We start from the raw sequence: 14,016 nt of genomic DNA, 5'->3' as shown, positions 1-14,016 counted from the left end.
CGGCCTCAACGGGTTTCGAGTGCGGGTTCGGCAACCTGCGTGGTGGTGGCCGGGCCGGCTTTCGCGCGGCGTTCGAAATGCATCGCCGAATCGGCGAGCGCGCTGAACTTCAGCGAGGCGAGATCGCGCACGTAGTTCTGGTGGAATTTCCACGGCTTGTGACGGCCTTGTTTCGGCAGGATGCCGGCCGCGCGCTGGATGTAGCCCGAGCTCAGGTTGACGGCCGGCACGTCGCCGAGTTCGCCGGCACCGAGCCGCGGCACGCACGTGTCGTAGTCGTTCGCGCGCATGTGGTTGAGCAGCCGGCACACGTAGCGCGCGATCAGCTCGGCCTTCAGCGTCCACGACGCGTTCGTGTAGCCGAACGACGACGCGAGGTTCGGCACGTCGCTGTACATCATCCCCTTGTACGACACGGTCTCGGGCAGGTCGACCACGCGGCCGTCGACCGTGACGCGCGCACCGCCGAGCATCTTCACCTTCAGCCCGGTCGCGGTGACGATCACGTCCGCGTCGAGCTGCTGGCCGCTCTTCAGCTTGAGTCCGGTCGGCGTGAAGCGCTCGATCTCGTCGGTGACGATCGACGCGCGGCCCGCGCGGATCGACTTGAACAGGTCACCGTTCGGCACGAGGCACACACGCTGGTCCCACGGCATGTAGCGCGGCGTCAGGTGCTTCGCGACGTCGAAGTCGGGGCCGAGCTGCTTGCTGGCCGCGCGGATGATGAACTTCTTCGTCTGGTCGGGCTTGCGGCGCGACACGTTGTACAGGTAGATCGTCAGCAGTACGTTCTTCACGCGCACGAGCCGGTGCGCGAGCCGCGACGGCAGCACGCGGCGCAGCGCATTCGCGATCTTGTCGCGCGCGGGCAGCGACACGATGTAGGTCGGCGAGCGCTGCAGCATCGTCACGTGCTGCGCATCGGCCGCCATCGACGGCACGAGCGTGACGGCCGTCGCGCCGCTGCCGATCACGACGACGCGCCGGTTCGCGTACGACAGGTCCTTCGGCCAGTGCTGCGGATGCACGAGCGTGCCTTCGAACGTATCCATGTCGGGCCAGTCGGGCCGGTAGCCGGCATCGTAGTCGTAGTAGCCGCTGCACATGAACAGGAAGCGGCAGGTGTAGACGAGCGTGTCGGTCGTGCCGCCCTGCGTGCGCTCGATGCGTACCGTCCAGCGTGCGCGGTTCGAATCCCAGTCGGCCGCGACGACCTTCTGGCCGTAGCGGATCGTTTTGTCGATGCCGTACGTGCGCGCGGTGTCGCGGATGTAGTCGAGGATCGTCTGGCCGTCGGAGATCGCCTTGTCGCTGTGCCACGGCCGGAAGCTGTAGCCGAGCGTGAACATGTCGGAATCCGAACGGACGCCCGGATAGCGGAACAGGTCCCAGGTGCCGCCGATCGCGTCGCGCGCTTCGACGATCGCCACGCTCGCATACGGGCAGCGCTGTTTCAGGTGATACGCGGCGCCGATGCCGGACAGGCCGGCGCCGACGATCAGCACGTCGAGGTCGCGATTGTCGCGATTATCGCCGCTGTCGCGGCGGGCGGCGGGGGCGGGCGGCGCATCGCGCCGGTCGGTCGTCGTCGAGGTCATGCGGGGTCCTTGGCGGGCGTGGTCGGGCGCGCGGCCGGGGTGTGTGCGCGGTCGAGGTTGCGTGCGCGGGCGCGGCGCACGTGGCGCAGCATCAGCCACTGGTAGCCGGCGCCGAGCAGGCGCGCGATCCTGTCGAGCCGGCGCGCGTCGGCGCCGACGAGCACGCGGCGCGCATTGCGCTCGACGCCCGCGAGGATCTGCCGCGCGGCGTCGTCGGCCGTCGTTGCGTTGATCAGCCGGTTCGCCTGGCGGCGGTGGGTTGCTTCGTCCTGGCCCGTCAGCGCGTGGATGCTGGTGTCGACGCGGCTCGCGTCGACGATGCCGGTCGCGACGCCGCCCGGATGCACGCAGGTCGCGCTCACCGGCGCGCCGTCGAGTTCGAGTTCCATCCGCAGCGCCTCGGTGAAGCCGCGCACCGCGAACTTGGTGGCGTTGTACGCGCTTTGCGTCGGCATCGCGATGAGGCCGAACAGGCTCGACGTGTTGACGATGTGACCGTCGCCCGACGCGCGCAGGTGCGGCAGGAACGCCTGCGTGCCGTGCACGACGCCCCAGAAGTTGATGCCGACGATCCATTCGAGATCGGCGAGGCGCGCGGTCTCGGCACTGGCGGCCAGCGATACGCCCGCGTTGTTGAAGATCAGGTTGACCTTGCCGTGCTCGGCGCGCACGAAATCGGCCCACGCGAACACCGCATCGCGGTCGGCGACGTCGAGCCGGCGCTTGCTCACGTGCACGCCGTGCTGCGCGCACGCGGCCGCCGTGCCGGCGAGCCCGGTTTCGTTGACGTCGGCGAGCGCGACCTCGCAGCCGCGCCGCGCGAGCTCGACCGCGAGGCTGCGGCCCATGCCCGAACCGGCGCCCGTGATCGCGGCGACCTTCCCGGAAAACCCCTTCATCCGTCGTTCCTCCCGTTCCGCTTGCGCTGCACCAGCGGTGCGCCTATTGTGGTGTTAATCGTCACCACTTTAGTTTTCGGGTGTCCTGATGTCAAATAGCGGAATGGAGAAAGCACTCGAAACGGAAAAAAGGGGCCGGTCGTATGGCGGCGTGGCGCCCGAGGTACGGGCCGCCGAGCGGCGCGACGCGCTGATCCGCGCGGCGACGCGCGTGTTCGGCACGATCGGGTTCCGCAAGGCGACCGTGCGGTCGATCTGCCAGGAAGCGAAGCTGAACGATCGCTATTTCTACGCGGCGTTCGACAGCACCGAGGATTTGCTGCGCTGCACCTACCTGCATCACGCGCAGCAACTGCATGACGCGGTCGCGCAGGCAGTCGCCGCTCGCGGCGGCGATCTGCGCGAGAGCGTCGACGCGGGGCTCGCCGCGTTCTTCGCATTCCTGCGCGACCCGTGCGCGGCGCGCGTGCTGCTGCTCGAGGTGATGGGCGTGAGCGCGGATACCGACATGACGTACCAGCGCATGCTGATCGACTTCGGCAAGCTGATCATGGCGATCGGCGCGCCGCATGAGGCGGCGACGCCCGCGGAGCGTACCGAGCAGCGGCTGATCGGCCTCGCGCTGGTGGGCGCGATGACGAACGTCGGCGCCGCGTGGCTGCTCACCGAATATCGCGATCCGGAGGCGCAGATGATCGCGAGTTGCAGGAAGGTGCTGCTGGGGACGTTGCAGGCGGTGGGGTAGCGGCAATGCGTGACGTGACGGTTCGCCATCAATCATGGGTCGATACGGGCGGCCATCCGGATCCTGGCCGATTGCAGGCAACGGGAGGTATGTCGTGGATATCGAATCGTCGGGAGCGTCTCAGGCGACGCTGGTGTTGCTGGCGCTGTTGTCTTTAGGCAAGGGCGAAATCGGGCAGGGCCATTTTCGTCCGGTCGAGTCCGTGTTCGCCGATCTCGAGCGCTGCGACGAATGAGTCCCGAAAGTAACGTCGTCCGGTGCGACTGACACGCTAATGCGTGCGGGGTCGCTTCGCGGGTACGACCACGGGCGTCTCCCCGATCCGCGCCTTCATCGCATCGACAAACGCCCGCACCTTCGGCGAAGGCAGCCGCGTCGATGGATACACCGCGTGGATCCCGGCCGGAGCGGAGCGCCACCCCGGCAGCAGCCGGACGAGCCGGCCGGCCGCGACGTCTTCCGCGGTCGAGAAATCCGTCAGCAGCCCGAAGCCGCCGCCGGCGAGCACGATCGCGCGGCACGCGGTCGCGGTATTCGACACGACCGGCGCGACGCAGCGCACGGAAGCGATGCCGCCGTTCGCGTCTTCAAGGTCGACCGTATGCGGGCGCGGCAGCGTCGACAGCATCACGAACGGCAGCGCGGCGAGCGCATCCGCATCGCGCGGCAGCCCGTGTCGTGCGATGAACGCGGGGCTTGCGACCAGCCATTTCTCGTAGGTGCCGAGCTGCACCGCGCGATAGTTCGAATCGGCGAGGCGGCCGATCCGGATCGCGACGTCGAGGTTGTCCGCGACGAGATCGACGACGCGGTCGTTCGCGACCAGTTCGACGTCGAGCGCCGGATGCCGGTCGCGCAACGCGACGACGGCCGGCGCGACGACCAGCGCACCATAGTCGATCGGCACGCTCACGCGCAGCGTGCCGCGCAGCGGCCCCGCGTCGGACGACACCGCATCGAGCGCGGTTTCGGTTGCGCGCACGATGTCGCGGCACGCGTCGTAGAACGCGCGCCCCGCATCGGTCACGCTCAGCCGCCGCGTCGTGCGCACCAGCAGGTTCGCGCCGACCTCGGATTCGAGGCGCTGCATGTGCGTGCTGACGACCGTCTTCGCGAGGCCGAGCCGCTCGGCCGCGGCCGTCAGCGAGCCGGCCTCGACCACCGCGACGAAGATCGCCAGCCGGTTCAGGTTCACGTCGCGCAAATCGGCCATCGTCGATTGTCCTATGAAAGCGGATAATGTTTCCTCGATTATCCGTCTTCTGGCGATGAACGGCGAGCGCTACGCTGGAGCCGTTCGTCGCCGACTCCCGGCGGCGCGAGATTCCGGAGTGTTTTCCATGTCTGCCGCCAGCAAGCCTGCCTCGCCGATCCGCGTCTATTCGTTCCTGCTCTCGGGGCACGCGCATCGCGTCCGGTTGTTCCTGTCGCTGCTCGGCCTGCCGTCCGAGACCGTCGACGTCGATCTCGCGGCCGGTGCACAGCGCGAACCGGCGTTCCTCGCGCTCAATCCGCTCGGGCAGGTGCCGGTGATCGACGACGGCGGCACCGTGATCGCCGATTCGAACGCGATCCTCGTGTACCTCGCGAAGCGATACGGCGATGCGCACTGGCTGCCCGACGATCCGGTCGGCGCGGCCGTGGTGCAGCGCTGGCTGTCGTATGCGGCCGGCCCGATCGCGTCGGGCCCGGCCGCCGCACGGCTCGTGACCGTGTTCGGCGCGCCGCTCGACCCGGAGGCAGCCAAGCGCACGGCCGCGAAGGTGCTCGACGTGATCGATCGCGAGCTGGCCGGCAAGCCGTTCGCGGCCGGCGCTCAGCCGACCATCGCGGACATCGCCGCATACACCTACATCGCGCACGCCCCGGAAGGCGGCGTGTCGCTCGAGCCGTATCCGCACGTGCGCGCCTGGCTGGCGCGTGTCGAGGCGCTGCCGGGCTTCGTCGGCATGCCTGCGACGCGCGCGGGCCTGCTCGCCGCGTAACGCCCACCGAAGCCGCGCCTGTTCAGGGAGAACGCGATGAACGCGCCGACCGCCGTCGTACCGGGTTGGGAACTCGACACCGCGCCGTTTCACGCGGGCGAACTCGCCGTGCAGCAGCGCGCGGGCGTGACGGAGGCCGCGGGCGCGGCCGGCCGGCGCGGGATCCGGCGCTTCATGCCGGACCAGCACCGCGCTTTCTTCGCGCAACTGCCGTTCTTCGTGCTCGGCGGCGTCGATGCGCACGGCCAGCCGTGGGCGACGCTGCGCGCCGGCGAGCCGGGGTTCGTCACGTCGCCGGACGCCCGCACGCTGCGCATCGCGGCGCGCGCGTTGCCGGGCGACCCGCTGACCGGCGCATGGCGGCCGGGCGCGGCGCTGGGCGGGCTCGGGATCGAATTCGATACGCGGCGGCGCAATCGCGTGAACGGCGTCGTGCGCGCGGTCGACGGCGACGCGCTGACGATCGCGGTCGAGCAGAGCTTCGGCAACTGCGCGAAGTACATCCAGGGTCGCAAGCCCGCTTTCGTGGCACGTGAAGTCGATCCCTCGGTTGCGCCCGACGTGTCGGACGCATTGAGCGACGCCGATCGCGCGTTCCTCGCGCAGGCCGATACGTTCTTCGTCGCGAGCGCGAACACGTCGGCGGACGCGGGCGCGGCGCGCGGCGCGGACGTGTCGCATCGCGGCGGGATGCCGGGCTTCGTGCGCGTCGACGATGCACACACGCTGACGACGCCGGATTTCAGCGGCAACCGCTTCTTCAACACGCTCGGCAACCTGCAGCACGATCCGCGCGCGGGGCTGCTGTTCATCGATTTCGACAGCGGCGACCTGCTGGTCGTCGCCGCGCGTGCGGAAATCGTATGGGACGGGCCGCTCGTCGCGTCGTTCGACGGCGCGCAGCGTGTCGTGCGGTTCCATGTGCGGGAAGTGCGGCGCCTGCGCGCGGTACTGCCGTTCCGGTGGTCCGAAGTCGAGCGCGCGCCGCAGTTCGCGGCGATGGCGGCGCGCGCGGACGCAGCGGCGACGGTGGCGCCTGCGCCGGTGTCGTCCGCATCGGCACCCGCATGGCGGCCGTTGCGTATCGCGAAGATCGTCGACGAAGCGCGCGCGATTCGCTCGCTTCATTTCGAACCGGCGGATGGCGGCGCGCTGCCGGCGTACGAAGCCGGGCAGCACCTGACGTTGCGCGTCGCGCTGCCGGGCAGCGAGGCGCCGTCGATTCGCAGCTACACGCTGTCCGATGTGCCGGGCGGCGCCGATTACCGGATCACGGTGAAGCGCGAAGGGCGAGTATCGGCGTGGCTGCACGATCACGCGCTGACAGGCATGACGCTCGACGCGCAGATGCCGCGCGGCCGCTTCACGTTCGACGTCGAGAGCCCGCGCCCGGCCGTGCTCGTGTCGGCCGGCATCGGCATCACGCCGATGGTCGCGATGCTGCGCCGCGCGCTGGCCGACGACAAGCCGTCGCGCCGCGTCGTGTTCGTGCATGGCGCACGTGAAGCAGCCGACCGGCCGTTCGCGACGGAACTGACGCGCATCGCGGCCGCCGATCCACGCCTGTCACTTCACTGGTTCGACAGTCATCCTGACGAAGGCTCGGCCGCACGGGCGGGCCGCATCGACATCGCCCAGTTGAAGCGGATCCTGCCGTTCGACGACTACGACTTCTACCTGTGCGGGCCTGCGGCGTTCATGCGCGACCTGTACGACGGGCTGCGCGCGCTGAACGTGCCGGACGAACGCATCCGCTTCGAGGCTTTCGGGCCGTCGAGCGTCGCGCGCGGCGCGACCCGCGCGTCCGCGACGCCGCCGGCGGCGAGCGTGCCGGTCGTGTTCCGGCGCACGGCGCGCGAAGCCGCATGGACGCCGGCCGACGGCCCGCTGCTCGAATTCGCCGAGGGGCAGGGGATTGCCGTGCCGTCCGAATGCCGCTCCGGGTCGTGCGGCACGTGCGCGACGCGCGTGCTGTCCGGTGCGGTCGACTATGAGCAAACGCCCGACGCACCGGTCGAACCGGGCTGTGCGCTGCTGTGCGTTGCGCGGCCCGCGACGGGCGCCGCGGAGCCGCTCGTGCTCGACCGCTGACGGCCCCTGCGACATGCCGCCGCAGACGGCCTGCTGCGCGAAAAGCGCGCGCAACTGCTTCTTTTTTCAAATGCCGTCCGGATCGACGATAGCGTCAACCGATTCGATGAAAGGAGCCCATCATGAAACTGCTCGCCATGGTTCGCCTGGTCCTGTGGAGTTTCTTCGGCGTGCGCAACAGCAAGGCGCACGCGACCGATCTCGCGAACACCAACTTCACGTTGCTGCCGTTCGTCGCGATCCTGCTGGCGGTGCTGGTCGGCGCGGTGATCTACGGCGTCGTGCATCTCGTCGTCGATCCGACCGTGACGATGCAGGGGTTCTGAGCGACAGGTGAACCGATGGCGGGCCGTCATGCCCGCTCCGGTTTTCGCCCGTTCTACCGGTGCACGACTGCACCGGTTGTCGAGGTCGTCGCGCGCGACGCGCATCGCGATCGCGTCGCCGCCGTGGTCGCGCCACCCGAAGCGTATTTCCCCCGTCCCGCCGTTCCCGCCTCCCGTTCCGTCCGATTCCACGGCCATCCGTCCCGCAAGGGGTAAAATGCGCGCCACGCCGCGTTGTCGCGCGCGACGGGCAGGCCGCCGTTCCAACGAACGGCCGGCGCAAGCGCCCGCCGCCTGCGCCGGGGCGTTCGAAGCGTCCTCCGCATGACACGACCGCGCGATGCCGCCGGCCGCCCGCCCGCTCCCGACGAACCCGTCGGCCGCTGCGTCGGTGCCCGGTACGTCACCTGAATCCGATGTCCCATCCTGCGTCTTCCTGACCGACCGGCACGCGTGCGTGCCGTACTGTCCGATTCGTCTGATGAGTGTCGTGTCGTCGCATGCGTCCGGTAGCGGTGCGGATTCTGTCCGCGGGCACACGCTTCGCAGCTTCGTAACGTGTTTCGACAGGGTCGAGTGGCGAGTTTTCCATCCAGAACAATGACGGTGAATAGAACAACAGCGACATCCGCACGGCGGCGTCGCACGAAGGTCGGGCTCGGAGTCGGCCTCGGCATCACGCTTTTCGCGGCGCAGGCCGCCGCGGCACCGGGCGACGCGCCCGCACCGGATGCCGGCGCGGCCGGCACCGCGACGCTGCCCGCGATCACGGTGAGCGGCGAGCGCGGCAGCACGCTGCGCGCGCGCGAAGCGTCGGTCGCAGGGCTCGACGACGCGCCGCTGCGCGACACGCCGGCGTCGGTGAACGTCATCACGCGCGCGCTGATCGACGACCAGCAGGCGAAGCGCCTGAGCGATGTCGTGCGCAACGACGCGTCGGTCGTCAACGACTATGCGCCTGTCGGTTATTTCGAAGGCTTCGCGATCCGCGGCTTTCCGGTCGATCTCGCGAGCGCGATCCGCATCGACGGGCTGACGGTGTCCGGCGAGCAGAACGTGCCGCTGGAGAACAAGGAGCGCGTCGAGATCCTGAAGGGGCTCGCGGGCATCGACAGCGGCGTCGTCGCGCCGGGCGGCGTGATCAACTTCGTGACCAAGCGCTCCGCCAACGTCGCGAGCGTGACGGGCGGCGTCGACAGCCGCGGCTCGACGTCGGCGGCCGTCGATCTCGGCCGCCGCTTCGGCCCCGACCATCAGTTCGGCTTCCGGATCAATGCCGCGAAGGAGAACATGCACTCCTACATCGACGGCACGAACGGGCGGCGCACGTTCGGTTCGATCGCCGCCGACTGGGACATCAGCCCGCGCGCGAGCCTGCAACTCAATGCCGAATTCCAGCAGTGGATCCAGCGCTCGGCGCCCGGCTACCAGTTGCTCGGCGGCACCGTCGTGCCGTCGGTCAAGACGACGTCGAAGGCGCTCGGCACGCAGCCGTGGGCGAAACCGGTGACGACCGATGCGCTGAACCTGAACGCGCGTTTCGACTACCGGTTCAACGACGACTGGAAGGCCTACATCGCTGCCGGCCGCAGCCGTACGATGATCGACGACAACAGCGCGTTCGCGTACGGCTGCTATTACGCGGCAAGCTGCACGGCCGGCGCGACGTCGCCGTTCTTTTTCGGCGCGAACGGCGACTACGACGTCTACGATTTCCGCAGCCCCGGCGAATACCGGCGCAACGACGACTTGCGCGCCGTCACGACCGGCAAGTTCGCGACGGGGCCGCTGCGGCACGAGCTGACGCTCGGCGTGAGCGTGCAGCGCCGCGTCGTGCACATGGCGACGGCCGTGTACGACTATGTCGGCAGCGAGAACATCTATGGACCCGACGTCGCGTTTGCGCCGTCGCCGAATACACCCGGGCCGTCGTATCCGCAGCTCGATTCGTGGCAATACGGCGTGTTCGGGCTCGACCGCATCAGTATCGGCGAACACTGGCAGGTGCTCGCGGGCGGCAAGGAAGTGCTGCTGCGCCAGCGCAGCTGGAGCAGCCTCGACGGCGACACGACGCATACCGATCGCTCGGTGTTCCTGCCGCAGGTCGCGCTCGTCTACAAGCCGGTGAACGTGCTGTCGCTGTACGCGTCGTACAGCAAGGCGCTTTCGCTCGGCGACCAGGCGCCCGTGCGCGCGACCAACGCGTATGCGTTCCTGCCGCCGGTCGAATCGCACCAGATCGAAGTCGGTGCGAAATACGACTGGCTCGACCGGTTGAGCCTCACGGCCGCCGTGTTCTCGATCAGCAAGCCGTTCCAGTTCGCCGACCCCGATCCGTCGGGCACGTCATACACGTTCGTGCAGCGCGGCACGCAGCGCCACCAGGGGATCGAGCTCGGCGCGGCCGGGCGCGTGACCGAGCGGCTGGGGCTGACGGCCAGCGTCGCGGCGATTCGTGCGCGCGCGGTCGATTCGGGTTCGCCGGCATATGAAGGGCACCAGATCATCAACGTGCCGGCGCTGCGTGCGTCGCTGTATGCGGACTACGCGGTGCCGGGTGTCGCGGGCCTGAACGTGCTCGGCGGCGTCGAGTACAGCGCGGCGCGCAACGCGAACGAGGAAGGCACCGCACGCGTGCCGTCGTGGTTCGTGTTCAACCTCGGCGCGCGCTACACGACGAAGATCGGCGGTCATCGCACGGTGTTGCGCGTGTCGGTCGACAACCTGTTCAACAAGTTCTACTGGCGCGACGCGGGCGAGCAGCAGGGCGATGCGTACCTGTTCCCCGGTGCGCCGCGCACCGCGCGTGTATCGTTGACCTATGATTTCTGATCGTCGGGACCCGGCCGCGTGACGCGCGGCCCCGGCAGCTAACCAGGAGAGCACAGACGATGTCCCCACTCGAAATCGCCGGCGTGATCGTCAGCGCGCTCGCGATCTGGCTGACCGCGAAGCGCCGCATGCTCTGCTGGCCGGTCGGGCTCGCGTCGGTCGCGCTGTACGGCTGGATCTTCTTCGATGCGAAGCTGTATTCGGACATGCTGCTGCAGGGCGCGTTCGCGGTGCTGCAGGTGTACGGCTGGCAGCGCTGGCTCGCGCAGCGTGCGAGCGAAGCCGACGGCGGCGCGTCGCCGGCCGGCGACGTCGCGCCCGTCACCGGCGTGCGGCCGCTCAAGATGCTGCCCGACCTGATCGCGGCGGTCATCGGCAGTGCGCTGCTCGGCGGGATGATGGCGCGCTGGACCGATGCGGCGCTGCCGTTCGTCGATGCGTCGCTGACCGCGTTCAGCCTCGTCGCGCAATACTGGACCGCGCGGCGCTACATCGCGTCGTGGGGGCTGTGGATCGTCGTGAACGTCGTGTACGTCGGGATGTTCGTGTTCAAGGAACTGTATTTGACGGCCGGGCTCTATGCGCTGTTCATCGGGCTGGCCGTCGTCGGCTGGCGCGACTGGAGCCGCACGGCCGCCGCATTGCGCGCGGCCGCGGGCGGCCCGCTCGCATCGGGCGGCGGCGCGCGCTGATTCACGCACGGATTCAACCACGGAGCAACGTCGTTCATGTCATTCCCACTCGAGCCGGACGGCCCCCTGTCGCGTGACGTCGCGCCGCCTCAATTCGGCGTGGACGGCGAGCAGGCCGAACGCGACTGGCCGTTGATGACGCACGACGAGGTGGCGGCAATACTCGCGCGGATCGACGGCGCGGGCGAGCCGGTGCGGCTGACGTGGCACAGCCCGCGGCAGTTCGCGGCGGCCGTGCTTGTGCGGATGGCGGACGGGCGCGGGCTGTTCGTCAAGCGTCACCACGTCAGCCTGCGCGATGTCGCGGGGCTCGAGGAGGAGCATCGTTTCATCGCGCATCTGCGCGAACGCGGCATCCCCGTGGTGGACGTGCTGGCCGATCGCCACGGCGCGACCGCGTTTGCGTCCGGCGAGTGGACGTACGAGGTGCACGTGCTTGCGCCCGGCGTCGACCCGTATCGCGGCGTGATGTCGTGGCAGCCGTTCACGCATTCTTCGCACGCATACTCGGCCGGCCGCGCGCTGGCCGAACTCCATCGCGCGTCGGCCGGCTACGACGCACCCGCGCGGCCCGTGCGCACGCTGCTGTCGAGCTTTCGCGTGCTGTCGTCCACCGATCTGGCGGGCGCGCTCGAACGCTGGGTCGAAGCGCAGCCGCTGCTCGTGCGTGCGCTCGGCTCGCGCGACTGGCGCGGCGACGTGGCCGATGCGATCGGCCCGTATCACGCGCGTCTCGTGCCGCTGCTGCCTGCGTTGCCGCCGCTGTGGACGCACGGCGACTGGCATGCGTCGAACCTGCTGTGGACCGATGCGGGGCCCGGCGCGCAGGTGCGGACCGTGCTCGATTTCGGCTTGTCGGATCGCACCTGTGCGGTGATGGACCTCGCGCTCGCGATCGAGCGCAATACGGTCGACTGGATGGCGCCGGCTGAGGCGCGACGCGTGGAATACGAGCAGATCGGCGCGCTGCTCGACGGCTACGAGTCGCTTGAACCGCTGGGCGACGACGCGTACGCGGCGCTGGTCGCGCTGCTGCCGATCGTGCATACGGAGTTCGCGCTGTCGGAAGTCGCGTATTTCGGCTGCATCATCGATGCGCCGGCGATCGTCGACATCGCGTACGACGGCTACCTGATCGGGCATGCACGCTGGTTCGGCGAACGCGACGGACGGCAACTGCTCGACTGGCTCGTGGAGCGGCGGCGGGGGAAGCAAGGGCGCGTTTGATTCTCGAGAATGCGCGGATAGCTTCCCGGGTTCGGTGATCGACATATCGCTCGAATCGAACATCGAAATCTCGTCCAGATGGATTCGATGGACCGTCGCACGCGAGCGTTGGCGGTACACGGGTCAACGCAAGCGTGGCGGCGGTAAATGAGCCGACGTCATGTCAATGGCCGGTGCAGCAGTTGTCGAGGCAGCCGGGGCTTACTTGAATGGTGACTTCACGTGTTTCCGACGTCGATCCGGCTGCACTGCCGGCTGGATAAATTTGCGTTTTTATCTGAAGCGGTGCGTTTATCAGACCGTCGTCTATGACGACTTTCGCCGTCGCGGAAGCTCGTTTCGTTGCAAGTCGTTCCGGATCGTCCTCAATCTTGGAAGCGCTCCCAATTATAGTGATCCAGTTTTGAATTGGGTGCTCGGAATTGATTGCTGAAACCCATCGCCCAACTCGTATTTGCTCGGATTCGGAGATTTCGTGGCTGTCGTGGGGGAAGGCTACGAAAAAATGCTGTGATGGTAGATTTTGTGATCCCTGGCATTCAGCTGCAGCACTTGCGGGGAAAAGAAGCGACGCTACTATAGGCGTGATTAATGTAGTGATGAAAATTCTCATGCTGAATTCGGCCCCATTATTCCGCAAATAATTCTTCGCCGTAGATCACGAACCCTGTGAGGGTATCCGCGTTCCTCAATGCCTGGTCAGGATTGGCCCTTGCCCATGCGGCCGCCGTGGGATCGAGCCCGTAACGAGGGTCGCCGCTGCCGAAGGTGTCGACGAAGTGAGTGACTTCGTGAATGAGCGTGGATAGGCGGGAGTCTCCGAACATATTCTGATCCCGTAAGCCGGTACAAAACTTCATCGCAATACTGATAAGCCTGCGCTCCGTGTTGGGCCCGCAAACGTGAGCGGCTTCATTCTCGATGTCGATCATGTTCGGAACGCAACCTAGCATTCTATCGAGATTCGGATCGCTTCGAACGAAATGATGTGGTGTTAGCGTTTTTAGAACCGAGAGATGTCGTGAGAAGCCGTCGAGAAGGTATTGTCGTGTATTTTCATCGCATCGATTGAACCAATAGGTCATTCTGTCTTGGGTCGTTTTGTCATACCGCTTCAGGTCGGTGATCCTGCGTTCAACTAGGATTATGGACCATTTAAGCAGTCGCGACGCCATAATTCTAAATTCTCGATTGGTCATGTTGGGGCAAATGGGTGTTGTGTTGATGTAAACATCAACCATCGATCCCGGGTTTGTGTTGGTGACGGCTCCGGAGTGAACGAGAAACCATTCTTTGTCTTCGTCAGTGTCAAAGTCGTACTCGTTGTGATCGAAGAGGTTTTTCATTGATTTAAAGTCTCGATTCGTAGATTTTCAAGGAGGCAGCACGACCTTGAGGTCATAAAGCAGCATGATTTCATTCGTGTTGCCGGAGCCTTGAACAGTCATCTTTTCGAGCGAATACGTCTATAGAACTAGTTCTAAATTTCGAAAGATATTCTTTATGCTGACGTGATCGTCCGAGCAGATATGCACGTCGATTCGGCGAGTACACCGCGCCCAACATGACGGAAATATCATCTTCGCCTCATGTTCGCACTGCGGCCGCTCCGTAGCATCGG

The 14,016-nt window shown here is 67.2% G+C and carries 13 protein-coding genes; 8 read left to right on the top strand and 5 right to left on the bottom strand.

The annotated features are described in order from the left end of the window. Window positions 1-5 precede the first annotated feature (5 nt). Both AC5LXX_RS27495 and AC5LXX_RS27490 read right to left on the bottom strand, forming a co-directional pair. Window positions 6-1,598, bottom strand: coding sequence for a flavin-containing monooxygenase (locus AC5LXX_RS27495; RefSeq protein ID WP_493411765.1), 1,593 nt, complete (start codon window positions 1,596-1,598; stop codon window positions 6-8). Further along, window positions 1,595-2,497 (bottom strand): SDR family NAD(P)-dependent oxidoreductase, encoded by a 903-nt coding sequence (locus AC5LXX_RS27490; RefSeq protein WP_493411764.1) that lies wholly within the window; start codon window positions 2,495-2,497, stop codon window positions 1,595-1,597. The genes AC5LXX_RS27495 and AC5LXX_RS27490 overlap by 4 nt, the downstream gene beginning before the upstream one ends. A gap of 88 nt (window positions 2,498-2,585) precedes the next feature. Here AC5LXX_RS27490 and AC5LXX_RS27485 point away from each other — a divergent pair, with 88 nt between their 5' ends. Then, the gene (locus AC5LXX_RS27485) at window positions 2,586-3,242 is read left to right on the top strand and encodes a TetR/AcrR family transcriptional regulator (protein WP_493411763.1); all 657 of its coding nucleotides are present in this window, start codon (window positions 2,586-2,588) and stop codon (window positions 3,240-3,242) included. 94 nt (window positions 3,243-3,336) lie between these two features. Further along, entirely contained in the window at window positions 3,337-3,477 is a 141-nt protein-coding gene (locus AC5LXX_RS27480; protein WP_493411762.1) for a hypothetical protein, read from the top strand. A gap of 36 nt (window positions 3,478-3,513) precedes the next feature. On the opposite strand, the gene AC5LXX_RS27475 is transcribed toward AC5LXX_RS27480, so the two are convergent. Continuing rightward, the gene (locus AC5LXX_RS27475) at window positions 3,514-4,455 is read right to left on the bottom strand and encodes a LysR family transcriptional regulator (protein WP_493411761.1); all 942 of its coding nucleotides are present in this window, start codon (window positions 4,453-4,455) and stop codon (window positions 3,514-3,516) included. A 127-nt stretch (window positions 4,456-4,582) separates the two neighbouring features. On the opposite strand from AC5LXX_RS27475, the gene AC5LXX_RS27470 reads away from it, so the two are divergent. The 6 genes from AC5LXX_RS27470 (at window position 4,583) to AC5LXX_RS27445 (ending at window position 12,395) form a co-directional block, all read left to right on the top strand. Beyond that, window positions 4,583-5,227 carry a glutathione S-transferase family protein gene (locus tag AC5LXX_RS27470; protein ID WP_493411760.1) on the top strand — a complete coding sequence of 215 codons (645 nt, stop codon included), beginning with the start codon at window positions 4,583-4,585 and terminating at the stop codon, window positions 5,225-5,227. A 36-nt stretch (window positions 5,228-5,263) separates the two neighbouring features. Continuing rightward, complete coding sequence (locus AC5LXX_RS27465) at window positions 5,264-7,318, top strand: pyridoxamine 5'-phosphate oxidase family protein (RefSeq protein WP_493411759.1); 2,055 nt, start codon at window positions 5,264-5,266, stop codon at window positions 7,316-7,318. 122 nt (window positions 7,319-7,440) lie between these two features. Continuing rightward, on the top strand, window positions 7,441-7,644 hold the full coding sequence (locus AC5LXX_RS27460; RefSeq protein WP_124455830.1) for a DUF2970 domain-containing protein: 204 nt from the start codon (window positions 7,441-7,443) through the stop codon (window positions 7,642-7,644). Window positions 7,645-8,244: 600 nt separating this feature from the next. Further along, the gene (locus AC5LXX_RS27455) at window positions 8,245-10,476 is read left to right on the top strand and encodes a TonB-dependent siderophore receptor (RefSeq protein WP_493411758.1); all 2,232 of its coding nucleotides are present in this window, start codon (window positions 8,245-8,247) and stop codon (window positions 10,474-10,476) included. Window positions 10,477-10,535: 59 nt separating this feature from the next. Continuing rightward, window positions 10,536-11,168 carry a nicotinamide riboside transporter PnuC gene (gene pnuC / locus AC5LXX_RS27450; RefSeq protein ID WP_493411757.1) on the top strand — a complete coding sequence of 211 codons (633 nt, stop codon included), beginning with the start codon at window positions 10,536-10,538 and terminating at the stop codon, window positions 11,166-11,168. 36 nt (window positions 11,169-11,204) lie between these two features. Next, window positions 11,205-12,395, top strand: a complete 1,191-nt coding sequence (locus tag AC5LXX_RS27445) for a phosphotransferase enzyme family protein (protein ID WP_493411756.1) — start codon at window positions 11,205-11,207, stop codon at window positions 12,393-12,395. 163 nt (window positions 12,396-12,558) lie between these two features. Here the strand turns inward: AC5LXX_RS27445 and AC5LXX_RS27440 are convergent, their stop codons facing one another. Together AC5LXX_RS27440 and AC5LXX_RS27435 are read right to left on the bottom strand one after the other, a co-directional pair. Beyond that, a complete protein-coding gene (locus tag AC5LXX_RS27440) occupies window positions 12,559-13,008 on the bottom strand; it encodes a hypothetical protein (RefSeq protein ID WP_493411755.1) in 450 nt (149 codons plus the stop codon). Between the two features lie 16 nt (window positions 13,009-13,024). Continuing rightward, window positions 13,025-13,741 carry a M35 family metalloendopeptidase gene (locus AC5LXX_RS27435; RefSeq protein ID WP_493411754.1) on the bottom strand — a complete coding sequence of 239 codons (717 nt, stop codon included), beginning with the start codon at window positions 13,739-13,741 and terminating at the stop codon, window positions 13,025-13,027. Window positions 13,742-14,016 lie beyond the last annotated feature (275 nt).

This window comes from Burkholderia torrens (genome assembly GCF_984668525.1).
This window is presented reverse-complemented; position numbering and strand designations above follow the sequence as displayed.

What these genes read in the sequence shown, in the direction of transcription:
- AC5LXX_RS27460 (WP_124455830.1), top strand. Translation starts at nt 7,441, where the DNA reads ATGAAACTGCTCGCCATGGTTCGCCTGGTCCTGTGGAGTTTCTTCGGC.
- AC5LXX_RS27475 (WP_493411761.1), bottom strand. Translation starts at nt 4,455, where the DNA reads ATGGCCGATTTGCGCGACGTGAACCTGAACCGGCTGGCGATCTTCGTC.
- AC5LXX_RS27490 (WP_493411764.1), bottom strand. Translation starts at nt 2,497, where the DNA reads ATGAAGGGGTTTTCCGGGAAGGTCGCCGCGATCACGGGCGCCGGTTCG.
- AC5LXX_RS27440 (WP_493411755.1), bottom strand. Translation starts at nt 13,008, where the DNA reads ATGAGAATTTTCATCACTACATTAATCACGCCTATAGTAGCGTCGCTT.
- AC5LXX_RS27470 (WP_493411760.1), top strand. Translation starts at nt 4,583, where the DNA reads ATGTCTGCCGCCAGCAAGCCTGCCTCGCCGATCCGCGTCTATTCGTTC.
- AC5LXX_RS27435 (WP_493411754.1), bottom strand. Translation starts at nt 13,741, where the DNA reads ATGAAAAACCTCTTCGATCACAACGAGTACGACTTTGACACTGACGAA.
- AC5LXX_RS27455 (WP_493411758.1), top strand. Translation starts at nt 8,245, where the DNA reads ATGACGGTGAATAGAACAACAGCGACATCCGCACGGCGGCGTCGCACG.
- AC5LXX_RS27445 (WP_493411756.1), top strand. Translation starts at nt 11,205, where the DNA reads ATGTCATTCCCACTCGAGCCGGACGGCCCCCTGTCGCGTGACGTCGCG.
- AC5LXX_RS27495 (WP_493411765.1), bottom strand. Translation starts at nt 1,598, where the DNA reads ATGACCTCGACGACGACCGACCGGCGCGATGCGCCGCCCGCCCCCGCC.
- AC5LXX_RS27465 (WP_493411759.1), top strand. Translation starts at nt 5,264, where the DNA reads ATGAACGCGCCGACCGCCGTCGTACCGGGTTGGGAACTCGACACCGCG.
- AC5LXX_RS27485 (WP_493411763.1), top strand. Translation starts at nt 2,586, where the DNA reads ATGTCAAATAGCGGAATGGAGAAAGCACTCGAAACGGAAAAAAGGGGC.
- pnuC (WP_493411757.1), top strand. Translation starts at nt 10,536, where the DNA reads ATGTCCCCACTCGAAATCGCCGGCGTGATCGTCAGCGCGCTCGCGATC.